This window comes from Rhodococcus sp. NPDC059968 (assembly GCF_042738615.1).
Lineage (GTDB): Bacteria > Actinomycetota > Actinomycetes > Mycobacteriales > Mycobacteriaceae > Rhodococcus_F.
The window spans coordinates 1-24930 of record NZ_JBHWUE010000127.1; the positions used below are offsets into that span (position 1 = coordinate 1).

24 protein-coding genes and 3 pseudogenes are annotated in these 24930 nt (G+C 67.0%); 6 read left to right on the forward strand and 21 right to left on the reverse strand.

Annotation, left to right across the window (positions count from 1 at the left end; genetic code table 11):
* Positions 1–177 precede the first annotated feature (177 nt).
* From ACFWAY_RS47320 to ACFWAY_RS47370, 11 genes are all read right to left on the reverse strand, one after another.
* The gene (locus ACFWAY_RS47320; protein ID WP_378515525.1) at positions 178–2025 is read right to left on the reverse strand and encodes a tyrosine-type recombinase/integrase; all 1848 of its coding nucleotides are present in this window, start codon (positions 2023–2025) and stop codon (positions 178–180) included.
* A 590-nt stretch (positions 2026–2615) separates the two neighbouring features.
* Positions 2616–3764, reverse strand: a complete 1149-nt coding sequence (locus ACFWAY_RS47325) for a tyrosine-type recombinase/integrase (RefSeq protein WP_378515527.1) — start codon at positions 3762–3764, stop codon at positions 2616–2618.
* A 236-nt stretch (positions 3765–4000) separates the two neighbouring features.
* On the reverse strand, positions 4001–4165 hold the full coding sequence (locus ACFWAY_RS47330; RefSeq protein WP_378515528.1) for a hypothetical protein: 165 nt from the start codon (positions 4163–4165) through the stop codon (positions 4001–4003).
* Positions 4166–4516: 351 nt separating this feature from the next.
* Positions 4517–4870 carry a hypothetical protein gene (locus ACFWAY_RS47335; protein WP_378515530.1) on the reverse strand — a complete coding sequence of 118 codons (354 nt, stop codon included), beginning with the start codon at positions 4868–4870 and terminating at the stop codon, positions 4517–4519.
* 264 nt (positions 4871–5134) lie between these two features.
* Complete coding sequence (locus tag ACFWAY_RS47340) at positions 5135–5374, reverse strand: helix-turn-helix domain-containing protein (protein WP_378515555.1); 240 nt, start codon at positions 5372–5374, stop codon at positions 5135–5137.
* Positions 5375–5439: 65 nt separating this feature from the next.
* Positions 5440–5574, reverse strand: coding sequence for a hypothetical protein (locus ACFWAY_RS47345; protein ID WP_378515532.1), 135 nt, complete (start codon positions 5572–5574; stop codon positions 5440–5442).
* Between the two features lie 34 nt (positions 5575–5608).
* Complete coding sequence (locus ACFWAY_RS47350; protein ID WP_378515534.1) at positions 5609–5968, reverse strand: hypothetical protein; 360 nt, start codon at positions 5966–5968, stop codon at positions 5609–5611.
* Between the two features lie 62 nt (positions 5969–6030).
* On the reverse strand, positions 6031–7212 hold the full coding sequence (locus ACFWAY_RS47355; RefSeq protein WP_378515535.1) for a DUF2254 family protein: 1182 nt from the start codon (positions 7210–7212) through the stop codon (positions 6031–6033).
* 272 nt (positions 7213–7484) lie between these two features.
* The gene (locus ACFWAY_RS47360; protein WP_378515536.1) at positions 7485–7898 is read right to left on the reverse strand and encodes a DUF1622 domain-containing protein; all 414 of its coding nucleotides are present in this window, start codon (positions 7896–7898) and stop codon (positions 7485–7487) included.
* A 77-nt stretch (positions 7899–7975) separates the two neighbouring features.
* The gene (locus ACFWAY_RS47365) at positions 7976–8533 is read right to left on the reverse strand and encodes a potassium channel family protein (protein ID WP_378515537.1); all 558 of its coding nucleotides are present in this window, start codon (positions 8531–8533) and stop codon (positions 7976–7978) included.
* Positions 8534–8541: 8 nt separating this feature from the next.
* Positions 8542–9195: a hypothetical protein gene (locus ACFWAY_RS47370; RefSeq protein ID WP_378515538.1), complete on the reverse strand. Its 654-nt coding sequence runs from the start codon at positions 9193–9195 to the stop codon at positions 8542–8544.
* 216 nt (positions 9196–9411) lie between these two features.
* Here ACFWAY_RS47370 and ACFWAY_RS47375 point away from each other — a divergent pair.
* Positions 9412–11771: pseudogene (locus tag ACFWAY_RS47375) on the forward strand (sulfatase-like hydrolase/transferase).
* 64 nt (positions 11772–11835) lie between these two features.
* Here ACFWAY_RS47375 and ACFWAY_RS47380 read toward each other — a convergent pair.
* Both ACFWAY_RS47380 and ACFWAY_RS47385 read right to left on the reverse strand, forming a co-directional pair.
* On the reverse strand, positions 11836–12087 hold the full coding sequence (locus ACFWAY_RS47380) for a hypothetical protein (RefSeq protein WP_378515539.1): 252 nt from the start codon (positions 12085–12087) through the stop codon (positions 11836–11838).
* A 109-nt stretch (positions 12088–12196) separates the two neighbouring features.
* Positions 12197–13561, reverse strand: coding sequence for an acyl-CoA dehydrogenase family protein (locus tag ACFWAY_RS47385; protein ID WP_378515540.1), 1365 nt, complete (start codon positions 13559–13561; stop codon positions 12197–12199).
* Positions 13562–13780: 219 nt separating this feature from the next.
* Between ACFWAY_RS47385 and ACFWAY_RS47390 the strand changes: the two genes are divergently transcribed.
* The gene (locus tag ACFWAY_RS47390) at positions 13781–14038 is read left to right on the forward strand and encodes a hypothetical protein (protein WP_378515541.1); all 258 of its coding nucleotides are present in this window, start codon (positions 13781–13783) and stop codon (positions 14036–14038) included.
* Positions 14039–14211: 173 nt separating this feature from the next.
* Here the strand turns inward: ACFWAY_RS47390 and ACFWAY_RS47395 are convergent, their stop codons facing one another.
* Positions 14212–14487, reverse strand: coding sequence for a LuxR C-terminal-related transcriptional regulator (locus tag ACFWAY_RS47395; RefSeq protein WP_378515542.1), 276 nt, complete (start codon positions 14485–14487; stop codon positions 14212–14214).
* 265 nt (positions 14488–14752) lie between these two features.
* Here ACFWAY_RS47395 and ACFWAY_RS47400 point away from each other — a divergent pair, with 265 nt between their 5' ends.
* The 3 genes from ACFWAY_RS47400 (at position 14753) to ACFWAY_RS47410 (ending at position 17726) form a co-directional block, all read left to right on the forward strand.
* Entirely contained in the window at positions 14753–16630 is a 1878-nt protein-coding gene (locus ACFWAY_RS47400; protein ID WP_378515543.1) for an RNB domain-containing ribonuclease, read from the forward strand.
* Between the two features lie 239 nt (positions 16631–16869).
* On the forward strand, positions 16870–17163 hold the full coding sequence (locus ACFWAY_RS47405; protein WP_378515544.1) for a dihydrodipicolinate synthase family protein: 294 nt from the start codon (positions 16870–16872) through the stop codon (positions 17161–17163).
* A gap of 5 nt (positions 17164–17168) precedes the next feature.
* Positions 17169–17726, forward strand: coding sequence for a dihydrodipicolinate synthase family protein (locus ACFWAY_RS47410; protein WP_378515545.1), 558 nt, complete (start codon positions 17169–17171; stop codon positions 17724–17726).
* A 119-nt stretch (positions 17727–17845) separates the two neighbouring features.
* On the opposite strand, the gene ACFWAY_RS47415 is transcribed toward ACFWAY_RS47410, so the two are convergent.
* On the reverse strand, positions 17846–18049 hold the full coding sequence (locus tag ACFWAY_RS47415; protein WP_378515546.1) for a hypothetical protein: 204 nt from the start codon (positions 18047–18049) through the stop codon (positions 17846–17848).
* A gap of 137 nt (positions 18050–18186) precedes the next feature.
* Here ACFWAY_RS47415 and ACFWAY_RS47420 point away from each other — a divergent pair, with 137 nt between their 5' ends.
* Complete coding sequence (locus ACFWAY_RS47420; RefSeq protein ID WP_378515548.1) at positions 18187–18447, forward strand: hypothetical protein; 261 nt, start codon at positions 18187–18189, stop codon at positions 18445–18447.
* Positions 18448–18784: 337 nt separating this feature from the next.
* On the opposite strand, the gene ACFWAY_RS47425 is transcribed toward ACFWAY_RS47420, so the two are convergent.
* The 6 genes and pseudogenes from ACFWAY_RS47425 to ACFWAY_RS47450 all read right to left on the reverse strand — a co-directional run.
* Positions 18785–20245, reverse strand: coding sequence for a glyceraldehyde-3-phosphate dehydrogenase (locus ACFWAY_RS47425; RefSeq protein WP_378515550.1), 1461 nt, complete (start codon positions 20243–20245; stop codon positions 18785–18787).
* A 274-nt stretch (positions 20246–20519) separates the two neighbouring features.
* Complete coding sequence (locus ACFWAY_RS47430; protein ID WP_378515552.1) at positions 20520–21071, reverse strand: N-formylglutamate amidohydrolase; 552 nt, start codon at positions 21069–21071, stop codon at positions 20520–20522.
* 145 nt (positions 21072–21216) lie between these two features.
* Positions 21217–21477, reverse strand: coding sequence for a hypothetical protein (locus ACFWAY_RS47435; RefSeq protein WP_378515557.1), 261 nt, complete (start codon positions 21475–21477; stop codon positions 21217–21219).
* Between the two features lie 2 nt (positions 21478–21479).
* Positions 21480–23475 (reverse strand): annotated as a pseudogene (locus ACFWAY_RS47440) (cutinase family protein).
* A gap of 419 nt (positions 23476–23894) precedes the next feature.
* Positions 23895–24692 (reverse strand): hypothetical protein, encoded by a 798-nt coding sequence (locus ACFWAY_RS47445; RefSeq protein WP_378515554.1) that lies wholly within the window; start codon positions 24690–24692, stop codon positions 23895–23897.
* Positions 24692–24930 (reverse strand): annotated as a pseudogene (locus tag ACFWAY_RS47450) (hypothetical protein); the annotation flags it as partial. The gene ACFWAY_RS47445 and the pseudogene ACFWAY_RS47450, both read right to left, overlap by 1 nt.

Sequence of the window (24930 nt, forward strand, 5' to 3'; positions counted from 1 at the left end):
GAATCTGACCCTTGAGAAGTCTTATTCTTCCACTACGACAGGGCATTTCGCTTTTATGACACTCTCACGCGCTCATACCAATCGGTGCTTCCAGGGTAAGCGCGTCGAGGACTCTTTTCCGTCGACGGGTGCTGTCGCCGCGGCGGGCCGCGATCAGATGTTCGGTGGAGTTCGAGGTCATCGGTGCGTTTCGAGGTGTGGGTCGAGCGTTTGCGGCCCGGTGGTGGGTAGTCCGAGGTGCACGGTCTGTCGGGTGCGACGCACCACCCGAACGGCTTCTTCGATCTGTCCACGCTCGTCCTCGGTGAGTGCATCAAGGTCGTGTTGGACGCGGCGGATCAACTGTCTCAGCCTCGTGATCTCGGCTTCCGACGGCACCGCCTCGTCGCGGGCCCAGTCGTCGAGTTCGCTAGCGGCACGGACCCTTTCGCGGTCACGCAGCAGGGTGTCGAGGTAATCCCGCAGCTCGGGCAGGTAGGAGGGGTCGGAGCGGAAGTGACCGCAGCCCAGGCACCGGAACCGGAACGGACAGGAGCCGCCTCCGGCCTGCACGTTGGACGGTTCGGTGCAGATGCCGAACGGGACCGCGACCTGGCCGACGGCGAGCCGTTGGTGTTCGCTTTCCAGTAGCAGGCGAGCCTGGCTCCACACGTGTTCACCGCGGCCGTTGAACTGGACGGCGGCCAGGGCGTCGACGGCCTTCCGGGTTCGTGTGGCGGTGACCGAGTAGTAGCCCTGAGTCACTGCGATTGAGCGATGCCCCATAAGCTCCCGCAGGACGTCGACGGGTGTTCCGGCATCCGCATGCCGTTGGGCGAAGCTGTGTCGGTAGGCGTAGAGGAACACCGCGGACTTGTCGAACTCCGAGCCGTCCGGGCGGTGCAGCGGCTCGAGATCGTCGACCCAGCGGCGGTGCGCGGAGGCGAGGGTGTCGTCGTGGATCGGCTGGGTGCCGGCGCGGTTGCGGGTCGCTCTGGGCAGCAGCGCCAGTTCGGCGAGGGGTGTGTCCGGGAAGCGATCGCGCACACGCTGTTTGTGTTCGATGAGCAGTTCTGCGGTGGCGTCGCCGATCGGCAGGCGTCGGCCGACGCGGTTGTTCTTGAAGTCGGTGTAGATCAGCGCGTATTTGCCGTCCCGGTCTTGGTCGAGGCAGTCCCACGGCAAGTTGCAGATCTCGGCTGGTCGGCGACCGGTGTCGATGAGCAGTTGGACAGCGACGCGGATATCGCGTCCGCCGGCGGCCTCGAGGCGGTCGAGCGCGGCGATAAGCGCAGCGAGGACTGAATCGGGCAGGGCCCGGCCCGGTGCGTCGTCCTTGGGCACCGGGGGAAGGTCGTGGCGGCGGAAGGTGAACTCCTGGCTGAGACCGGCCAGGGGCCGGCCCGGCCGGGCGAGGCCCAGGGCCCGGCATTCACGCAGCACCAGCGCGGCATGCTGGGCAGTCTTGCGGCGTTGGTGGGCGGAGAGGTCGCCGGCGGATTCCTGGTGTCGGAGCCGGTTGAGGAAGGCGACGATGTCGGCGCGGCCCAACGCGGCAGGGTCCATGCCGTCATCGGGCCGATGCAACCGCAGGCTGTTACCCAACGCGGCGACACTGTTGACGTGGTCACGCAGGGCGGCGACAACATTCGGCCCGCGCCGCAGCGGCAGTTCCTCGAGGACCCAGTGTTTGGCGGCGCTGCGGAGCCACGGTTGGGCGACAACGGTGAAATCCAGCCGTTTTCGGCCGTGCCCGAAGACGCGCATGTTCCAAATGTCCTTGTGCTGCTCACTATCCGGACCGGTGGTCGACTCCGACACCGCTGCCTGCAACTCCTGCACGAGCGGCCGGATATGCCGCGGCAGCGTCGAGGCATCGACGTCGACGATCGTTGCGACGCCGTGGCTACGGAGACTGCGGGCGAAAACGCGAAGCTGATAGAGGTGGGTGATCACATCCCGTCCGCAGCGCTGCTGCAGGCCGAACAGGATCTCTGCCTGCACCAGCGGGGTCAGACCCCGCAAGATGACCTCATGGCCGCTCACGACCGGGGCCGCTGTTCGGCACCACACCTCGAAATCGGTGGTCAGCCCCTTGCGGTCCTGGTCCCACCACCGAACATCGTGTGGCCGGCAGAGCCCGCGTCGGCAGTGTGCCTGCCGGTCGCAGACCGTCACCCGACACGGGCCGAATCCTGGGAGGGGTTTCGGTGCAGTATCTTTCAAGAATTCGTCCAGCGGCAGGTTCAGTCTCCTCCGGTGATTCTCGTGGGTCGTGCAGATTTTGAGGCGGTTGTTGCGACACGGGCGGGGACAACCGCGAACTCCGCAGATGACCTCGCCCCGGTGCAGTCTGCGCACCGGACCCGCAGCAGCGAACGCCTCGATGCCCATGTCGGAGCGGAGGAATGCCTGGTGGCAGGTCGCGCACAGGCCGTCCGGCCAGAGCACTTCGGTTCGGCATCCCCGGACCCGACACGGCCGGAATCCCAACAGCGGATGCTCTGGTGGTGGGGTCAGAGTTTCCGTTGCGGGAGCCCACCCGGCGGCGGTCAGGAACGGGGGGTCCAACCGCGGCCACAACCCCTCGGCCTTCCGCGCCGGCCGAGGGGAACCGACGGTGGACAGCGCCGCAGTCACCGGCTCACCCCGTCGCGGTTGAGTGCGGCGACGCGCTCGACCGCATCGCGCAGCCGTTGCGCGGAAGGATGCGCATAGACCTGCGTCGAGGCGGCGCGGGCGTGGCCGAGCAATTGCTGGGCCTCGTCGATCGACCCTCCCGCGTCCAGGACGTTGGAGGCAAATCCGTGGCGCAACTGGTGCGGGTGAACCCGGCGGGACAGGTGCGCCCGCCGCGACAACCCCGTCAACAGTTCGTTGATCGCGCCGGGCCGCATCGGCGACCCCAGCGGCGGGTGGAAGAGATTGACCAGGACGAAGTCGCACTCTCGGGCCGGGCGGCACCGGTCGCGTTCGAAGACGTAGGTGTCGTACGCGAGCACCAGCAGATCGTCGACCGGAACCGCCCGGGGGCGGCGGGACTTCGCCCATGCGCCGTTGATATTCACCCGGCGGCGCACGTGCAGATGTGAACCGGACATCGTGCAACCCAGGCCCGACGAGTCGGCCACGAAGTGGATGTCCTCGCGCCGAAGCCCGCACAATTCACCACGCCGCAACCCGGCCCGCGCCATCGCGACCACGATGAACCGGTCACGAGCCGACCGGCAGGCCCCGAGCAACGCGAGAGCCTCCTCGTCGGTGGCGCGGTCCACCCCAGTCTCCGGTTCCGACAAGCGATGACGTGGACGGGCCACGTAGTGCAGTGCGCCGTCCTCGCCGCGGGCCTCCACCGGCAAGTGACGGTTGTCGCTGACCTCGAAGAGCATCGCCAGCACTTCCGGCGGCGCGGTGCCGACGGCGACACTGTGCCGAAGAAATCCGCGAACCGCCGCCAAGATCCGATTGATCCGGCCGGGGCCGCGCACCTCGGGCAGCCCCGGACCGATCAACGGAGCCTCCGGATCGATCGGGGTGTGCCTGAGCCAGGTGGCGAACGCACCAAGCCGTTCGGCCGCGGTCCGCCAATCTCGCTGTGTGTGCTCGCACCAGCGCAGATACAGTGTCAGCGACTCCGCGTAGGCCTTGGTGGTGCTCTCTGCAGCGTCTTGCCCGAATCGAAGATGCCGCAAGTACTCGTCGACATCGCCGACAATCCGGTACTCGTCATCGACCACGGTCCAATACCGCTCGGCCGACGGCAACGTGATACGAAAGGCTCGCATCGGCATCCCTCCACGCCGGAGGCTACTCCGCCGCGTCCCTCATTCCCGGCAACGCAGCCGCGTGTCGGCAACGTGCACATCATCCCGAGCGATCGTGTGGTGCACCAGCACCAAACCAAGCCGGACGCAACAATCCACCACACGCGAGGAGACCCGAGAGAACAAGACACCCACCTCAAGGACGATTCGCTGGCACAGGACAACAGTCATTGCAGGCTGGCCTATCGCCCGGTCCCTCAGGTGCTCGTGTCGGCCTCGTGACCGGTGCAACGACAGTGGTCGGCGAGAGATGCCTGTTTCTCGGCCGGCACTCGGGGCCTGCCCGGGAATATGTGGTCGTGCGTTTCGATCGAGACGTGCTGCTCCCAGTACGCCAGCGACCGTGCCCGTGGAACACTCATGCGGATCTCCTCAGGGTGCGCGTGGCACTGCCCCTCATCAGGAGTGATCCGCTCTCTCCGAACGCAGATGTCGCGCGCCAGGTTGGTTTGGGTGGCTACTCGTTGGTGCACCCCCAGGTAACACCAACGGGATCTTTCCTTTGTAGACCTCGGCACACCCGGCGTCCTCCTCCCCAGCTGCCGAAACGACGTCGTTTGGTTTAGCTGTTCCTAGGAACCGCAAAGTCGGTATTCCACCGCGGTCAACCTAATCTTCCAATGCTGACCTCGCGGCGGCCTGGTCGATCTTCCAATGACGCGTGACGTCCTCGACGAGGGATCGCGAACACGAGGGGGTCGCCTGACTCCGCCCTACGCGGCGCTCTTGAAGAGAGAGTTCTTCGTCGAGGAAGCCGGCACGACCTCCAGCCGCTGTAGCTCAGCACCGGCACCGGCGACGTCACCGTCAGCTTGGTCGAGTATCTGCAGGCCGTTCTCCACTGCGCGCCAGTCCGCTGACAGGTCGAAATATCCCAGAAGATCAACGACCTCGGCGACCCACCGTTTCGCGCCGCGTCTGTCACGTCGCAGCTGGGCGTAGTAGGTCACCATGGCGTCGCTCACCGACTTCTTGCGCTGCCCCCACTTCTCGCCCTTCCGGGCCGCGTCACTGGCCAGTCGCCACAGCTGTGCAACGTCGACATGCCGATCCACCGGTTCCCTCACACCTGGCACAGTAGCGATCCAACAGGACACGTGATAGCGACCCTGCTGCACGTAGCCGATCCCCACACGGTTCGCTGCCGCGATCGGTGTCTCACGGATCTGTGCGTCAGAAACCGTCGAATTTGGGGCATCTACCGCCGGCGACTGCACGTCCACGGGGTTGCGGTAGTACTCGCCGAGAATCGGGCGGATATGCCCGCGGCAGGCTTCGGTTCGAGGGTGAGCACCGGGAACGGATGGGGGTCGAGTGTGCCCCGGGGATTGCTATAGCGACCGGGAACCGCTTAGTAGCGAGGCCAGTCTCCCGCGGCGGTGAGTTGTGGGTGGGATCAGTGGATCTGCGCGGTAGACCGTGGAGCGGGCGACGTTGAACAGCTCGGCGAGTTCGCTTGTGGTGTGCCGGCCTTCGCGGTGCAGCTCGACCGCTGCGGCAACGTGCTGTTGCCCGGTGGCTGCAGGCGTGTGCGGTGGGGGTTCGGCTTCCGGGACGTGCGGGAGTGTCAGACGCTGTTGGTTCTGGCCTCACTCATCGCGGAGCATGGGTGGCTCGCACATCGAATGCCACCGCACTACTGGGACGCGATGTCCGTGCGGAAGACGGAGACGACGGTGCCCTGCCGCCTCGCGAGCTCCCTGATCGACCGGATGTCACCGGATGTCGGGGAACGTGGTGTCGCTGTGGCGATCTCGTCGATGCCGTCCATGAACTGGTGCACCGAGACCGATGCGCCTACGTCCTCAGCTGATGAGCGCGTAGGTACCGGCGACCGCGTAGAGTGCCGCCGCGCCTCCGATGAGCACCGCACCGGTGGCGCTGACGCCGTGCCGACTCCCCATCGCCACTGATACCACGTCCACCGAGTCGACCAACACCCCCGCGGCCAATCCGAGTCGGCGTCCCGTGGGGTCCGGTTGCAGGGCCGCCGCGGCCACCGCGACCTCGCGGATGGCGAACAGCCGCGCCACCGTGTCGCCGTCGGCGCCGGCACTGACCCCGAGGCAGCGGTACACCAGCTGGGGCCGCACGAGGGCTACCACGCCCACTGCTGCACGGGTGGCGCCGAGGAACCGAATCAGCCGGGCTCTGTTTGCAGTCATGATGTCCTCGCTGTGTGGCGTCGCCTTGTGGCATGTCGTCTCTGGTTCTTCCCCTGGGCGGTTCATGCGGGAGGGGGAAGGAGTGTGGTGAGGTGGCCGTTCACCCGGGCCAGCCGTGGGGTGAGCACCTCGTGGCGGTCCGGGTGGGCCCTGGTCCGCACGCGTTCGAGCAGCAGTCGGATGCGGATGAGGACACTCGGTGTGGTCGCTGCCGCGGGGATGAGGTCGTCGAGGCTGGTCCGGACGAAGTCGTCCCAGCTCGGTCGTGCGATCACCAGACGGGAGGCGTTGTTGCGGTCGGTGACGCGTCGGGGTTCGGTCGGTGCTGCGGCGGCCCGGCCGAGCAGGTCCTCGAGGTAGTCCAGGGCCTGGACTGTGGTTGCGGGGTCGTTGGGCCGCAGCGCGCGCAGCGCGATGTCGGTCAGCAGCCGGAAGGCGAACAGCGGGTCTTGTTCGAACGTCCGCTCGCTCCCGACGACCAGCCCGCCGAGCACGACCGACGGGGCCAGTTCCCCGTGAATGTCGGCGATGGGCATGCCGTATTGCAGGGTGGTGCCCGGGGCTTCTCGCAGGACGATGACCGCGTTCGCGGCCTGGGCGGCGCCGACGAGGCGGTCGATTTTGATCTTTTGCAGCACGGTCGCCGGGTTCGGCCAGGTGAGAGTGGTGCAGGGCTCGGGCAGGGGTGCTGCTGGTGAGGCCACGGTGCCGGCGGCTGCGGGGTATGCGGCGTCGAGAACGTCGCGGCCGCGGGCGGCGATGGAGCTCAGGACGGGCGAGAGTTGAATGGCGGTTGCCACGGTCACTTGGAGGGTCCGGAGCAGGGCCGCCATCACGACCAGCAAAGCGATGGCGGTGATCAGGACGGCCATCGAAACCCGGGCGCGGGGGCCGATGGTGAAGGCCGCGGAGACGCAGAAGACGGTCACGCCGAGGGTGAAGGCGAAGGTCTGCCGCAGGATCGGGGTGTCGCGGAATTGGGTGAGGCGTGGGCTGTAGTTCGAGGCCACCCACCGGACGACCAGGATTCCCAGTGAGTAGATGACGGCGACCAGGCCGAGCACACCGAGCCCGATCGTGGTCAGGACGCCGATCACCTGTTGGGCCGGCAGGTCGGGTCCGCGCCGAATTCTCGGCACGGTCAGCCCCAGACCCAGCCCGACAAGGATGTACAGCACCTGGGCGAGTTCGGCGTACAGGATTCGTCGATGACGGTAGGCATCGCCAGCGGGGGCTTTGCTCATGACCCCTTCTCCCGGGGCGGGAACCCCGGCCGTGACCGGCCGCCACCTCTGCACGGTTCGGCCATGGCGGCTCCTCGATCGATCGGGTTTACCCCTCTCTTGTTCCACCAAAGCACTCCGAGCCCGCCCTCGGCCAGGGCGGCGGTGGTGAACCGGTTGCGCCGTGGCGACGAATGAGGGGTCTTCGAGGGTCGGGGTACGAGCGGTTCGCTGCGTGCGCACGGTCGGTCGTGGCGCGCCGGATCGGTGGGGGTTCGAGGGCTCCTCGGGCTTCACCCATGCTGGCCGGGTTCGTGCCGCGTCGATTGGCGTGTTGCCTGTGCGAGGACCTGCGGGCCGGTGACGAACGCCTTCCTCCAGGGTGCGACGCCGTCGATCTCGATTTCGATGGACACACTCAGCACCGTGCGAATCAGCACGATCAGCCCGAGGACCGCGGCGTCCGTCAGCGAGGGCGCGGACGTGACGGTCTTGACGATGTCCGCGGCGACCAGTAGCTCGAGGCCGAGCAGGATCGCGCCGCCCAGCGACTGACGCAGGGTGGTGAACGCGCGACCACCGTCCGCCGTTCGCTTCCATGTCCGGGCCGCGAGGACGAAGGCGAAGAGGAACCCGAGAACCATCGACAGGACACCGAGCACTTCGAACGATTCCGTCGCCAGCTCGAAGAATCTGACAGTGTCCATGTCGGCCCATTTCGTGTGAGTTCGTGTTCGGGCGACGCCCGCTTCGGTGACACGAGCTGACCGGGTGCGAAACCCGCCTACGCGGGCGGTTCTGGAGGGTTCGGATGTGCTCGCCCGAGACCGGTCCTGGCAGCGGTGACGAGGATTTTCACCACGGCCCCGAGCAGGATCAGATCGAGGAGCATCTGCGCACTGACCAGGATGCGGGCCGCGTCGGTCCCGGGGACGATGTCGCCGAAGCCGACCGTCGAGAAGATCGAGACGGTGAAATACAGGGCCCGGGTGTGGTCGAGATGCTGGTTGAACGAGACCGGCCTCGTGTGGGACAACCCCAGATATATGGTGGCGAACAGGAGCAGGAACAGCGCGGTGACCGCACCGAGGGCCTCGATCGCACGGAGCTCGGGCAGTGGGGCGCGCAGGATCCGGCGGATATGCCACACCAGCACACCGCAGAGGAGCGCACCGCCGAGCACCAGGCGGACGGCGGCGTCACCTTCGAGGTAGTTCCTGGCCGGCACCAGGTAGTAGATACCGCCGAGCAGCGTCCAGGTGACGGCGACGGCGAGCGTGGCGCGCAGCGCGGCCCGCCGGCGGCGGCGGGGAGCGAGGTCGGCCAATCGCCGGGCTGTCACCGCAGGTCTCAGCCCGGTTTGGTTGGTTGCCGGTGATCGGTGGCGAGGATGTACACGCTGACCGCCAGCACCCACGCCGGGAAGACCAGCGCCACCCAGAGGCTGAAGCTGACGACCACCAGCAGCACCAGCGCGAGCAGGTACGTGGCGATCACCAACGGCCCGGGCATCAGCCTTGTCCGCAGCCACATCGTGGCCAGGGAGATCATGAACACCGCGGCCATCCGCACGGCGTAGACGTTGGTGATGTGCAGCATCACCTCCCGCCCGAAGTAGACGATGTCGTTCTCCGGGGCGTTCGCGTGCCGGGAGACGGCGAGCAGAGCGCCTGCGAGCGCCATCGACACGAACGTCGTGGCGAGAAACAGCAGCCCACTGCCCAGGAAGACGGTCGCGAAGAAGCGGTCCTCGAGGTCCCCGAACCGGTCGCGCAGGACCCCGATGAACCACAGGAACGCGATGCCCGCGATCGGGGCGAGGAACAGGGCGGTGGTGATCTGCGAGCCACCGCGCACCCAGGGCGCGCTTGCGGTGGCCGGCATCGCCGCGGCGAGCAGGGCGATGCTGGTGGCGAAGAGCACACCGAAGACGATGCCCGCGATCGCCGCGGAACGCGGCGTCCGCAGACGATGGAACTGAGCCCCGCTGCGCGGATCGGCCATGGGTCTAATCATCGCCGAAGTCGGGGGTGGGAACCAGCGGCAACCGGCCCCCGCCGCGGCCGCGGCGCGGCGCTGCTGCGCCGCGGGTGAACAAACCCGCCGCGGCTTGCGCGCGCCGGGGGTAGACGCCCCGCCGCCGCACCGACAACGATGACAATGTGGGGTTTTCGCATGCCGAGAAGTGCGCAGCGGGCCGTCGACCGGAGGGGTGCCGCCATGGCCACGAACCGTAAGGGCAAGATCGCCGTCGATATTCGAGATTCGGTTCCGGACTGGTCGCCGTACCTGCCCGCCCCGGCCCCCGAGGGCGCACCCAATGTGTTGATCATCGCGTGGGACGACGTGGGCTACGGCAGCATGGACGTCTTCGGCGGTCCCATCGAGACCCCCACCATGCGGCGCATCGCCGACACGGGCGTGCGCTACTCGAACTTCCACACCACCGCGCTGTGCTCGCCCACCCGCGCCTCGCTGCTGACCGGCCGCAACGCCACCTCCAACGGGATGGCCACGGTCGCCGAAATGAGCTCCGGGTTCCCCGGCATCTCGACGCACATCCCCTTCGAGAACGGATTCATCTCCGAGGTCTTGGCCGAACGCGGCTGGAACACCTACTGCCTCGGCAAGTGGCACCTGACCCCGAGCGAGGAATGCAACATGTCGGCGGTCAAGACCCGGTGGCCGCTCGGCCGCGGGTTCGAACGCTTCTACGGCTTCCTCGGCGGCGAGTCGAACAGCTGGTACCCCGACCTCGTCTACGACAACCACCCGATCGAGGCTCCCGGAACCCCCGAGGACGGCTATCACCTGTCGAAGGACCTGTCCGACAAGGCGATCGAGTTCATCCGCGACGCCAAAGCCGTCGACCCGGACAAACCGTTCTTCATGTACCTGGCCCCGCAGGCCGGGCACGCCCCGCACCACGTCCCCGCCGAATGGGCCGACAGATACAAGGGCACGTTCGACCAGGGCTACGAGGCGATCCGCGCCGAGATCCTCGCCCGACAGAAGGAACTGGGCCTGCTGCCCGCGGACACCGAGCTGTCGCCGATCAACCCCCACGGGGAGCCGAACACCACCGGACCGGACGGTCAACTCTGGCCGATCCTCGACACCGTCCGCCCGTGGGACTCACTCTCCGCCGACGAGCAGCGCCTGTTCATCCGGATGGCCGAGGTGTTCGCCGGATTCATCTCCTACGCCGACGATCAGCTCGGCCGGGTGATCGACTTCCTCACCGAATCAGGTCAACTCGACAACACCCTGCTCATCGTGATCTCCGACAACGGCGCCAGCGGCGAGGGCGGACCGAACGGTTCCTTCAACGAATGGCGGTTCTTCAACGGCGTCGCCGACACCACCGAGGTGACGCTGCCACACCTGCACGAACTCGGCGGCCCCGCCTCGTACAACCACTACAACACCGGATGGGCCTGGGCGTTCGACACCCCGTTCCCCTATTGGAAGCGGTGGGCCGGGTACGAGGGTGGCATCGCCGACATGTGCATGGTCTCCTGGCCGGCCAAGCTGGCGCCCCGCCCCGCCCCGAACCACTGCACCAGTACATTCACGCGGTCGACGTCGTGCCCACCATTTACGAGCTCCTCGGCATCGAACCGCCCGCGGTGCTCAAGGGCTACACACAGAGCCCGATCGAGGGCGAGAGCTTCGCGGCCACGTTGACCGACCCCGAGACGCCGGGGAAACAGACCCAGTTCTACGCAATGCTCGGGCAACGTTCCCTGTACCACGAGGGGTGGCTCGCGTGTTCGCTGCACCCGCCGATCTCCGGGTGGGGCAACTTCGGCCACGACGTCTGGGAGCTCTACCATTTGGACGAGGACCGAGCCCAATCGCACAACCTCGCCGACACCGAACCGGACCGCCTCGCCGAGATGAAGGAGCTCTGGTTCTACTACGCCGGCATCTTCAACGGCCTCCCGCTCGATGACCGCAGCGCCCTCGAACAGGTCCTCGCCGACCGCCCGCACCCCGGCAAACCCCGCGACCGCTATGTGTACTACCCGAACTGCGCGGACGTCCCCGAAAGCGCGGGTGCCCCGATCACCGGCCGCTCCTTCACCATCGCGGCCGGAGTCCACGTGGACACCCCGGACGCCGAGGGTGTCCTCTTCGCGCACGGCGGCGTGGCCGGCGGACACAGCCTGTACGTCAAGGATCACCGCCTCCGCTACACGTTCAACTGGCTCGGCACCCGGATCGAAGACGTGGCCGCCGACCGCGACATCACCGAGGGCGGGCACGTGTGCACCGCCGAATTCACGGTGAAGGGCAAAAACGAGGACCCGACCATGCCCGGATTCGCCGGCACCCTCGACCTTTACCTCGACGACCAACAGGTCGCCAGCAGCGAAATCGTCACCCAACCCGGAGTGTTCTGCCTGGTCGGCGACGGGATCTGTGTGGGACGCGACAGCGCCTCCCCGGTCACCGCCGACTACACCGCACCGTTCCCGTTCACCGGCGGCACCATCGACAAGGTCGTCGTCGACGTCTCCGGCGAACGCTACGTCGACCACGAGGCACAGGTGCGGGGCTGGTTCATGATCGATTAGCACGGCGCTCACCGGGGCAGCCGCGCCGTGCTCGATGCCCCGGTGGAGCATCGGGATACGGCGGCTAATGATCTCGACGAACTGCCGCCTTCTCGCGTCGCTGCAGCTGGCGTTCGAGCACCGTGAGGTGGTGCACGAGCTGCTCCATGCTGGTGCAGGCCGCAGCCGCGAGCTGCTGGGTCGTGGGGTCATCCACCGCTGCGGCGGTACCGCCGAGCTTGTCACCGCGCCGGGAAAGCGAGCGAGCCTCGCGCAGGAGCGCGGTGATCGCTTTCGTGGACGGAGGATCAGGACTGTCCATGTCATTGTCTGCCATGCCGATGATTCTGCGCTGCACCACAACCGATTCACGACCGCTCGAGCCACGACATCAGTGCTGTAAGCGGATCGGCTTGCGGTGTTGCTTCGTGTCGAGCTGTGCCCTATCAGCCGGTCACGGTAGCGAGGGGATCGTAGTCCGGTGAGGCGAGCAGGTTGTGGAGCTGGCGTCGGCGAACTCCCATGTTGCCGCCGTCGAAGAGCGGCAGCACGATCGCATCCTGGAGGAGGCCTGCGAGGGGCAGGTTGTGGTTGTAGCTGTCGATACCGACGACGCGCATGAGGTCGGTAATGACCTTGACCGCGGTCTCCGAGCCGTAGACCTTCGCCTGGACGGACAGTTCGAGGGCGCTGGGCAGCTCGCGGTCGAGGGCGTGACAGGCCTTCCAGCTCAGGTATCGGGCGGTCTCGAGCGCGATCTTCGCGTCCGCGAGTGCGTAGCCGACGGCGTGGTGTTCGATGATCGGCACCCGGCCGGCGCGACGCTCGTTCTTAGCGAAATTGAGTGCGAAGTCGAAGGCCGACCGCATCAGTCCTACGCCGAAGATCCCTACCAGGGCGGCGGTTCCGGCGAAGCTGGATTCGACTAATGCCTTGCCGCCGCCGACCTCGCCGAGGACGTTCTCGCGCGGAACCCGGACGTTGTCGAAGTGGAAGCGTGGGGTGAGATGACCGCGGTGGCCCATCGTCTCGAAGTTCTCGTCGGAGACGAAGCCGTGGTCGGGTTTCGGCACGAGCAGGACGGAGAGGGATCGGTCCGCTGGCGCCGTCGGGTCGGGGTCGGTGCGGCACACCACCGTCAGTATGTCCGCGCCCTTCGAGTCCCAGCCGGTGGCGCTGCTGATCCACTGCTTGGCGCCGTTGATCACCCACTGATCACCGTCGAGCACCGCGGTCGTACGGGTTCCCTCCGCGGGTGCCGGCTCGTCGAAGTTGGCTATCCCGCCGGGCTCGCTGTGGCAGAAGGCGGCGAGCGGGGTGCCGGTGCCGGACAGGAAGGGTGCGAGGGTCTGCTGGATCCGGTCGGGATCGCCGCCGCCCAGCACTGGGAGCAGCCCGAGCAGGGAGGCGAACATCGTCAGTGACACGTTCGCGTCGACGGCGTAGAACTCTTCGGCGATCAACGCCATGTCGACCATCCCGTTGCACTCGCCACCCACCGGCGCCGGAATGACCTTCCGGAGCCACCCCTGTGCGACGACCTCCTCGTACACGGGGCGGGTGGCGCGGAAACGCTCTTCGGCGGTCGGCAGGTGGCGGATAGTCTCGGCAACGTCCACCAACGTTTTACCTGCAAAGTCGCGGGCCGAATGTTGGAGCTCCCGCTGCTGTGGGGTCAACGTGAAGTCAATGGCCATTGTGATCGTCTCCTGGTGGTCGAGTGCGGGCAGCGGCACCGCACCATGGGTGCATCGCTGGGATCCGGCGTCGGTGAGCCGATCGGATCCGGCTGTGAGCGATGTCACTATCATCAGTCAGCGAGTAGCCAGGTGTCTTGTCCGGGTGCGCACGAAACCGTTCAAGAAGCGAACAGAACAGCTTGCAATGGGCACGCCTCGACGTACACCGTCTCTGCAGCCTGCCGACAGAACGGCCCCGTTGACCGGTCGGCGCCCCCGAAGCGCCCGATACAGTCACGGGGATGGATCAAACAATGCGCGTCTATCCAGCGGGCCAGGCTGGACCTTCCGGTGGACTCTGACAGCCAGGCTGCCGTCGCCAGCGGCGATCGGACCGACGACCTCCTCGCCAGGGCGGTGACCGGGGCCCTTACGGCGGGCATGTCGTGGGCGCAGATCGCCGCACAGCTCGGCGTCCTACCCCCAGTCGCCCGCGACCACGCCGCTCTGACCGATCATGACTGGCAAGAAGCGATAGTTGCCCATGAGAATGCCCGGGCAGCACGGCTCAACGACCAAGCCCTGCCCCGGCGATCCGGGACGCCCTGAAGGCCCTAGACCGCACGCCGGCCGGTCCGCACAGGAAACTAGTCACGACGCAGCGTCAGGGCCCGCCGAGAATTCCCGGCCACGCCCGCAAAGATCCTCCGCACTGAACAAGGCCGACGGGTCAGCCCCTCTGCAACGCTCTGAACCGTTAGAGAATGCAGTGGACCGCCGCGTCAGAGCTCAGCGAGAGACACCAGCCCATCCTGCAGCGCCCGGACCAACAAGCCGGACTTATCTGCAACGGGGCGTCCGACAGCAGCGTACTTCGCTCGGATCCGGATCAGGTGGGTGTTGATCGTGCCCAGGCTGATTCCCAGGCCGGACGCGGCAACCGCCTTCGATTCACTACGCAGCCACAGGCGGAGGATCTCCAGCTCGCGCGGTGTCAGCGTGGGCCGCCGTTGCGGTTCCCAGACAGGGTCGGGCGTGGGGTCAGGGACAGAAGCCATACCGATCTCACCTTCTCAAGCCGCCGCGCTTGCCGCAGGACGCGCACTGTGCGATTCGAAGCTGTGCGCCATCCGGATGGGGCAGTACACGGGGCTGCGACATCAAGAATGTCCGTTTTGTCCGTTGTTTACCGCGGTAAACAAACCGTACCTGACGCCGGTTTTCAGGACTCGCGGGTAATGCTCCTATAGGCGCGTCGCTGACGGCACCTGGTGAAATTGGTTATCGTCGGTGGCCTGTAGAACCAAAGGGGGTGCGGCGACCATGACATCTTCGACAGTCACCGACGTGTCGACGCTGCTGATGATCGATTCGGCGGCTGCGCGGGACCGGGACGACGCCTTCTCGGTCATCCCGCTCGGCGGCGGCGGGTGGGCGGTCGAGGTCCACATCGCCGGCGTCGCCGACGTTGTGGAACTGGGGTCGGTCGCCGACGAGCAGGCGTTCCTGCGGGCGGAGACCCGATACCTGCGCAGTCGCACCATTCCGATGCTCGGCGAGACGGCCGAGCAGGCTGCCACTCTGACCTCCGATTCCCGGCGGACCAGCTTGCGGGTCACCGGCACTCTCACCCCCGACGGGCAGTTGGTCGACGTCACCGTCGGCCGCGGACAGATCCCGTCGGGCCGGTGTGTGGCGGTCGATCACGCCGAGGTGCCCGGCATCCTGACCGACCCGGCACATCCGCTGCACCGCCCACTGGCCGCAGCGGATGCGGCCGCACAGACCTTGCTGACCGCCCGCCGCGACGGCGGGGCCCTCGCGTTCTACGACCTCACCCGCGGCTGGGCAGCCAACGAGGACGGAGCCATCGTCGCGATCGCCGCCGAACTGCGGACCGTCGCCTACGTCATCGTGCAGGAGATGATGATCGCCACCAACGAAGCGGTCGCGCTCTGGTGCGTCGAGCAGGGGTTGCCGATCCTGTTTCGCAACCACCGGCCCAACCCGGTCGCCGGCAGCACCGACGAGCTGATGCACGAGATCGCCGCCGCGGCCGGGGACCCGGACCTGTTCGCGAAACTGCGTGGGCGGCTGCTGTCGACGTTGCGGGCCGCGAGCTACGATCCGACGGTCCACGGGCATAACGGTCTTCGGCTGAGCGCTTACACCCATGTCACCTCACCGTTGCGGCGGGTGGCGGACCTGATCAACCAGCGGATCATCTTCGCCCACCTGGACCGCTGCCCCGGCCCTTACACCGGTGAGCAGTTGGCCGCCCTCGGCGCGGATCTGAACCGACGTACCCGCGCCGCCCGGGAGGCGAAGAAGAATCACTTCAAACACGCCGACCACCGCATCGTGGCCGAGCAGGCCACCGCCGATCTCGCCGCCCTGGACAGTCGCCGATTCCACAAGGTCCTCAAAGCCGAAGCCGCCGGGCCGCTTCGGGCCGAACTCGCCGCCGAGCTCGCCCGCCGTGTCGATGCCGACCTGATGACCGCCCCGGACGTCGCGGTCCTGATCGACGCCGCCGACCCCAGCTGGCTGCCCCTCCAACTCCGTGTCCTGGACACCCTCGCCGACACGCACCCGGAGATGGGCCCCAGTGTGGCGTCGGTGTGGCGGCAGGCTCATCCCGATCAACCGCCCACCGACGTGGAGATCCGGCGCAACGGCGCCGATCACAACCCGCTGTTCGCGGCCCGCGCCACCCACCTCGGCGTCCGCGGACCGTGGACCACCGCGGCGGCGAAGAAGCCGGCCGAACAGGCCGCCCTCTGGGCGGCACTGCGCGCGCAGCTGACCGGCACCGACCACCCCGCCCCGGAACCGGCATGGCCCACCACGCCACCACCCACGCAGCCAACGACTCCCCCACCGGCGCCGGAGGATTCCGGTCCCGCCATCTCCGCGGCACCGCACCGGACGACCGCTCCGGCCGCGCTGAACCTGGACGGGGCGAAGAAGTCCAAGGCCCTCTCCAACCCCATCGCCTGGCTGATGAGTCTGGCCCAGAACAACCATCAGCCTCCACCTGAGTGGGAGTTGCGCACCGACGGGCCCGCACACGCACCCCGCTTCACCGCCACCGTGCACTTCGCCGGCCACACCGCGACGGCCGACGCGACCACGAAGACCTCGGCGAAGACCGTATCGGCCACCGCGCTCGTCGAGGCACTCTTCGCGCAGCAGCACTGAAGACTACGAATGTCCGTTGCTCCCCGACCACCGCACTCGACCGCCCGGCCCGGGGACGATAGTGGGCGCATTGCCGTGTGACTTTTATGCGGTTAGCCGATGCCCCTATCGGGCGCTGACATTCCGTCGCCTCGGGGCGATCGGAATCCCTGCCAACCCCTTGCATACTTTCTCCTACACCAGAGCGAAGTGAGGTTCGACCGATGTTCACCGGACTGTCCGCCTTCCCCCTTACGCCCATGAACGAGACAGAAATCGACGAGCCCGCATTCTCCGGAATTATCGCGCGGCTGGCTGACGCGGGGGTCGATTCCATCAGCGCCCTCGGGTCCACCGGTAGCTACTCCTACCTGACCAGAGAAGAGCGCAAGCGCGTCGCACAGCTCGCCGTGGCCGCAGCAGGCACCACACCAGTCATGATCGGTATCGGGTCGCTGCGCACCGCACACGTCCGCGCCCTCGCTGAAGACGCACAAGATGCCGGCGCCGCCGCGGTGCTGCTGGCACCAATGTCCTACCAACAACTGACCTAGAGGAAGTGTTCGGCCTCTACGAAGCGGTGACATGTGAACTGTCCGTGCCGCTGTGCATCTACGACAATCCAGGTACCACCCACTTCACCTTCACCGATGAACTACACGGCCGCATCGCCGAACTTCCGAAGATCGGATCGATCAAGATTCCCGGTGTCCCCGTTGACCTTGTCGAGGCAGCCTCTCGCGTGCAGTCCCTCCGATCTCACATACCGTCGACGGTCACGATCGGTGTCAGCGGAGACGCCGTCGCCGCGACCGGCCTCAACGGCGGATGCGACGTTTGGTACAGCGTGCTTGCCGGGGTGCTTCCCAAGCCGTGCCTGGCTCTAACCCGCGCATCTCAAAACGACGACGGGAATACTGCCACCGCGCTGTCGAAGCGGCTCGAACCCATCTGGGACTTGTTCCGTACCCATGGAAGCCTGCGCGTGGTATCCGCCATCGCCGAACACCTCGGCCTCGTCGAATCGCCCAATCTCCCGCAGCCGGTACGGGGGCTCGCCGAGGCCGCGCGTTCAAGGGTCACCACCGCGCTCGAGCAGGTTGACGACCTGCTGTGACCTCCGCGCCGAGGCGTACGTCGGTACATTCGACCTCGGAACCGACGACGGCACCGGCCTGTTCACCGCGATGCACTGATCCATCACCTCGAGCGCGCGTCCGTTCGTTCGGTACTGGATCACTGGCCGAAGTCCGAGTGTGTGCGCGCTGCGTGCACACCCTGGTCGTAGTCGTCGACGTACACGCCGGCGCCGCGGCGATAGGTCGAGTCGACCGCCCTCGGGTCGTGGGCCATGAACACCACGTCGGGCCGTCCGCCGTTGAATTGCCGGAAGGTGCTGTAGTCCCAGCCGTCGGGTGCGTAGTCGTCGTTCCAGCGCAACCGGGCAACCGCGACGAACCCGGCCCTGCTGTGTACAAGTCGGGGAGCACGGTGTCAAAGCAGTCGAGGCGTCGACCTCCTTGTGCGACCGCTGTTTCCAGCAGTACACGCCCGGCTCGGGGGTGACGGCAGTCGCGGTGCGCGTAGACGGAGACCACCTCATCGCCGTTGAGGGCGACGCCGGCCCTGCCGTCGTCGGTGATCAGCAGTCGCATGCGGCGGTATTCGTCGATGTCGTACACGGAGACCGAGGCGGCGTACGGGTTGTTGTCCTTCAGTGCGCTCATCTGGGCGTGGTAGAGGTCGGCATCACGAGGGCTCAGCTCGTGGAGGTCGGGGGTGCTGTAGCCCCGGGCCCGCAGATACTGGGCGCGATCGCCGGGCAGGGAATGGTGTAGGTTCCGGACTCACTTGTCCGCTCCACCTGGGAATTTCAAGATCTTCCACGACACTTGTCTCGGAGATTCCGCGGGAGGATGTCCCATTTCCGCGACTCCGCTCAGTGCCAGCTCCACCCGGTTACGTCCACGCAAGGCGCAACCGCCGTCCGCGGCTCCCCCGCAACTCGATCTCCATCCAAGCAATCATCGACGGGCCCTCGGTGCCGGAAAATTTCAACGTCGGGAACCATACGAACGATGAGCTTTCAGCGGCGAGGCCCACCGAATACGCGACGACGCCCGGGAGAGCAGCCACTGCTCGGCCCCGGGCGTCGCGAACCTACGGTGCCGCCGGTCAGCCCACGGACATCGCATCAGCGGCGTCGACCGCGGGGTAGATGGGGTACTCCACACCGGACAGGTACTGGACAGTGCGCACCACCTGGCACGAGTATCCGAACTCGTTGTCATACCAGACGTAGAGGATGGCGGTGTCGCCGTCGACGATCGTCGCGTTCGCGTCGACGATGCACGCGGCGCGCGAACCGATGAAGTCACTGGACACGGCATCGGTTGCAGCGGTGTAGTCGAGGTTCCGGCTCAGCGCTCCGGTGAGCGACTCCTGGCTGAGATGCTCGAGCACCTCCTCCCTGGTGGTCTCACGACCCAGCTGAAGGTGCAGGATGGCGACGGACACGTCCGGAGTGGGAACGCGGATCGAGTTGCCAGTGATCTTGGCCTTCAGCTCGGGGAGCGCCTTGGCCACCGCCGACGCGGCGCCGGTCTCGGTGAGCACGAGGTTGAACGGCGCCGAACGACCACGACGGTCGGCCTTGTGATAGTTGTCCAAGAGGTTCTGGTCGTTGGTGAACGAGTGCACGGTCTCGACGTGGCCTCGCGACACACCGAATTCGTCGTCCATGGTCTTCAGCGGCGGGACGATGGCATTGGTGGTGCAGGACGCGCACGACACGATCTGCTCGTTCGGGTCGAGGTCGCGGTGATTGACGCCGTGCACGATGTTCGGGACGTCTCCCTTGCCGGGCGCGGTGAGCACCACCTTCGCGACACCGGGGCGGAGGTGCTTCGACAGTCCGTCGCGGTCGCGCCAGATTCCGGTGTTGTCGATCAGGATGGCGTTGTCGATGCCATGCTCGGTGTAGTCGAGGCTCTCCGGGTCGTTGCTGTAAATGAACTTGATGACGTTGCCGTTGGCGATCAGCGTGTTGTTGTCGGTGTCGACCTTGATCGTGCCGTTGAACTGCCCGTGGACGGAGTCACGGCGCAGCAACGATGCGCGCTTGGTCAGATCGTCGCTGCCACCCTTGCGGACCACCACGGCACGCAGGTTCAGCCCATTGCCCGAGCCGGCCTTCTCGATAAGCAGTCGAGCGACGAGGCGACCGATACGCCCGAATCCGTACAGGATCACGTCCTGCGGCTGGGCGGGACTCGTCTGGGCGCCGCCGACCAGGTCGGCGAGGCTCCGTGCAACGAACTCTGGGACCGATGCTCCGTCACCGTTGGCGCGATAGGCCATCACCAGCAGTCCGAGGTCGATCTTCGAGGGCCGAAGATCGAGGTGAGTCAGCGCTTCGAGGAAGGGGAACGTCTCCTCGACCGACAGTTCGTCGCCGCTGATCTGCCGGGCGAAACGATGGGTCCGCAGGATACTGATGACCGACTTGTTCACCAGGGAGCGACTGTGAAGCAGAATGGTCACCGAACGTCTGCGGTGCAGGCCGCCGATGATCGGGATCATCGCCTCTGCGAGAGCTTCCTCGGAGTTCCACTGGGCCAGTTCCACTGTGCTCACTGCGCTTGTCTGCATTCCCGGCTCATGTGGCGTGTCCTTGGGTCGGATGCCGGCGAGCGCCCACCGTTCCACCAGCGGTGACCTGGATCACCGGACCCGGTTTCGCGACTCGCGGACACCGACGCGCCCGACGCACTCATCATATGGAAGCGTTTCGTCGGGCCGACAAGCCGGTCGCCGAAACGTCCGGTGGGACGAGAAGCCGGCCATCTCGCAGGTCTGACTTTGAGAGCTGACTCGTCGAGTCCGGCGAACGCGGCCAGTACCTGCTCGGTCAGCGGTTCGGGGTGTGAAAGTCGTCGGTCCCGATGCAGAGCGCAGGTCTGGGCCCGGTGGGGTCTTCGAATCCGGACGGGTACCGCGGGTAGGAGTGCACGCCGATCACTGCTGCTCCGGTGGCGGCGAGCCGGTCGTCGACCAGCTCCGACATGGTGGTGGCGTAGGGATGGAAGTAGGTGTCCATCGGGTATCGGGTGTCGGGTGCGGGTTCGGGTCGCAGCAGGGTGCCGGTGCAGGTGTAGACCGCTCCCCTGCCGACCGTGTTCATCGGCTCGCCTTCGCCGGGGAATCGTTCGGGGTCGATGACCAGTCGGGAGACCTGGTTGATCGCCAGCCATGGTCTGCGACCTGACGTGGCGTAGTTCGCGGCACCCTGGGCGATGAGGTCGGTTGCGGTGTCGGTGGATTCGTCCAGTTCCGATTCCAGTTCGGCATCGGGCGGGAGCAGCCCCGTGCGGACAGTGTCGGGGATCATCCGGGATGCGTGTGGGACGTGCAGGATGACCGGGGACGCGGGATCGCCCGACTGAATGCGGCAGATCGTCATGACAGCTCCCTTTCTGGGGTGGTCGGGCAGTGAGACGTCGGAGTGTGTTCGCTTGCGCGTTTCGTTCGGTGGGGAAAGGCCGGAAGCGCTCCGCCAAGGTGTCGGTCGGTAGCAAGGTCGGTGACTGTCACGGCGTTTCGGGCGGTCATCGCTGGTGACCTTCCGCGGTGCGGACCGCCTGGACGCGAAACAGGTGCCGGTCGATCTGCCCGTTGCTCAACGCTTCCGGGCGGTGCCCGATGTGGAACAGTCCCGGGGTGTGCGGGCAGACGAACACGGCGAGCCCCTTCTCCCCGGGGTGCCTGCGGCGGACCGCTCTGGCGTCCCCGCGGCTGTGATAGCCGCGGTGATGACACAGGTCGCAGAAGGTCCAGCGGGCGGCCGGGTTGTGGGCGCGGGAGCTCATACTCACCGTCCGATCTGAATATTCAGCCAGTCGGACAGCCAGGTGATCGCGTCGCGCCCCGCGTTGTCGACGACCAGCGCGCTGTAGTTGGTGTGGGCACCGGAGGTGAAAAAGCTCGCCGCCTTCAGTCCTTCGCCGACCAGGGCGGTCAGGTCCTCGGCCCCTTGTGACTGGGCCATGGTCGTCAATGAGCCGGTCAGCGCCGGCAGATCGAGGTTCTGTGCCTGGGTACTGATGCTGGTGGCCGCGTTTGACTGCTTGCCGAGTAGTTCCGGTGGGGTCTTGGATGCCTTGCCGGAGAGCATGTTCACCGCCACCGAGGCCAGGTCGAGGCCGACGGGCAGCAGGCCGGCCATCGCGGCCCCGGCGCCGAGCGGGTCGGGTGCCTGTCCGGGTGGCGGCAGCAGTTTCTCCACCGCGGTCCAGGCGATTTCCTGGATCCGCCCGACCAGGGTGGCCAGCCGGATGACGTCGACGCCTCCCAGGATCGACGCCACCAGCGCGGCGATCTGGGTGTAGCCGGTGGGGTCCGGGATGACCGAGAGCACCTGGGAGACCCAGCGCAGATCCACGGCCGCGGCCATCTTCACCAGCGGCGCGAACTGGTTGTTCAGCTCCCCGGCCACCTGGTGTGCACCGTGGGCGTCGAGGGCGGCGACCTTCTGCGGTAACACGGTGAGGTTGCGAAGAATGCCGGGCACGTCGAGAGCTGTCACCCCGGTGGCGACGTTGAGGATCTGATCGACGACCGTGGCCGGTTTGAGCGTCGACAGCACGGTCGACGCCGCCCCGAGCGCATCGGCGGGAACCGATGTCAGCGGCGCGACCTGACCGCCGAGGGCGATGGCCGCGGCCGAGAGCTGCGCCGCATCCGCGGATGCGGCGACCACGGTCGTCGTCCCCGAATCCGCCAGCTTCCCCGCGGTGTCGGCGATCGTCGTCACCGCGTTCAGCGCGGCGGACAGATCGGATGCCCCGGCCTTCGAGAGCACCTCGGCGGCACTGCGTTCGGGGCTACCCACCGGGGCGGCGGCAAGCTCCCCGGTGGCGGCGTGCGCGGTCCCGGAGTCGATCAGATCGGCGAGCGGGGCGAGCGTGCTGGCGATGGACGAGGCCGTCGCCGCCACTGCGCCGACATCGACGTTCGGCTCGGCGAGCTGCTGTCCAAGGGTGGCGACACCCCGGCCCAGTGCAGGCAGGTCGGCACCGGAGAAATCCGAGGTCAGCGCCGTCGCCAGCCGAGTGTCGCCGCCGGCGTTGCCGGTGTCGCCATTTTTGCTGGTGTCGCCGTGCGCGCTGGGGGCCTTGGACAGGATCGACCCGAGCGAGCCCAGTAGTGGGTTGTCGCCCTTGCGGATCGAGCAGTACAGGTCGCCGGGATCGCAGATCGAGGCAACCCGGCCGGCGAGCGTGCCCATGCCCTTCGGGCGTGGATCGGCGATGCCATGACCGGAGGTGCGCGGGCCGACAAATCGCCGACCCTTTGGTGCCGGCGCCGGGGTCGGCGAGCAGGCCGACGGCCAGGACACGGTCGGCGGGCACGGGCCCGGTGTCGTTGCCGATCCCAGATGCAAGATCGCCTGCGGCGTCGGCGCCCTGGGAGTATCCGCTGATCGTGAACCTCGTGTTCTTACACCTGCCCGCGACGTCGGTGAGCACCGCCGTCGCCCTGGTGAGGGCGTCGAGTTTGCTGTCGGCGTAGGTGTGTCCGTTGTCGAACGCGCGGGCCATATAGGGCAGGGTGTAGACCTCCGCCCGGTCACCGTGGGCCGTGGTGATGGCGTCGGCGACCGGTGCGAGGATCCCGACAGGCTGGGTGGGGTCGGCGTTCTCGGAGGTCTCCCAGGTACCGGGGATCAGCAGGTTGAACGTCGCCGCACAACCGGTGGGGTCGGCATGGGCGATCGCGGGGGCGGTCACCGCGACACCACCGCCGGCGACGGTCGCACACGCGACGAAAGCCACCAGGCTGCGGGCTCTCGAATGTCTTGCAGGCATGGGCACCTCATCTGTCACCGGCGAGCTCGGACACTCCCCCCGCCGGTGCGGGTTCCGGGATGCCACGCACAGCCTCCGAGAACACGCACCAGTTGGGGTGAGGTGCATACGGTGCCCGAATCCGGCTGCCGAATTCAACGGGGTATGGGGATAACCGCCCTCGCCGCCCTCATTCGAGGGTCGCCTACACCTACTACCCGGCCACCGCCGCGCACTCCCGTAGCGTTGCGAGAACCGCTAGCTTCGATAGCAAAGCTGCTGCGATAGCAGTGCTTTCCGACATAGCAGCGCTTTCCGACATAGCAGCGCTTTCCGACATAGCAGCGCTTACCGACATAGCAGTGCGTTCTGCGACAGCGGTGCTTCGCGATCTGACTGCGGAAAGCGTCACGTCCCCCGTGATTCGCTCCAGGCCGTGATCAGATCCAGTCGATGTGGACGGAGTCGATGTGGTCGAAGTGGAATCCGAACTGGTCGCTGTACTTGTCGAAGCCCTTGTTCTCCGGGTAGTCGAGGGTGGCGTGCCGCTCCAGCAAGGCGACGACCCGGGCGTGATCGTCGTTGGCCAGTGCGGCGGCCAGTTCGCGGGACTCGTCACTGGTGAACGGGGTGTCGGAGTTCGCGAAATCCAGGGTGCGGACCCGGTAGTCGTAGCCCTCGTCGGCGCCGTTGCGGACCATGACGCCGCCCCTGACCCGGATGACCGCTGTTTTCGGGGTTCCGTCCGGCCGCAGCACGCCGGCGCGTTTCATGATGTCCTGGGCCTTGACGTTTTTGAGTTTCTTGCTGGCGTCGGCCCGCAACTCGTTGGTGTCCCCGGACCGGTATCGGGAGACGGCGGAGCGGGACCGGCCGATCTTCGCGGCGACGGCGTCGATGCCGCCGAGGCGTTCGATCGCAGCGCGGCGTTGGGCACGCTCGAGAACGTCCGGGTGCGGGATGCGGCCTTGCTGCGCCCACCGGCGCAGTGTGCGGTCGGACGGTGGTGTGCGGCCGGCATCGATCGCCGCCTGCCGCAGGCCCTCGTTGCCGAGCTCGGTGCGCAGCTGTTTCACCGAGACCTTGCTCGTGAGTCCGGCCAGTCCCCCGCTTTTGACCTGCTTCGACTTCTCCACGCCGCTGGTCGCGGCGTTGGCGACGGAGACCTTGAGGCCGTCGAGACCGACCGCCTGCTGCGCCGGCTTGGTGGTGCGGGGTTTGGGAAGATGCAGGGCCATCAGACCTCTCCCTCAGAGAACTCGTCGTCGGCGAACGCCGCCTTGATCGCCAGGTTCACGTCGTGCACATCCTGCGCCGAGGTGAAGGCGGACAGCAGTGTGTCGGTGAGGAGTGTGTCCTTCTCCACCGACATCTTCCCCAACGCCTCGCTCGCGTCGGCAATGTCCTCACCGCCGGCGAGGAGGTACACCCAGGAGTCGGTGACGGTCCGGACCGGCCAACGATTGTGCTCGCGGG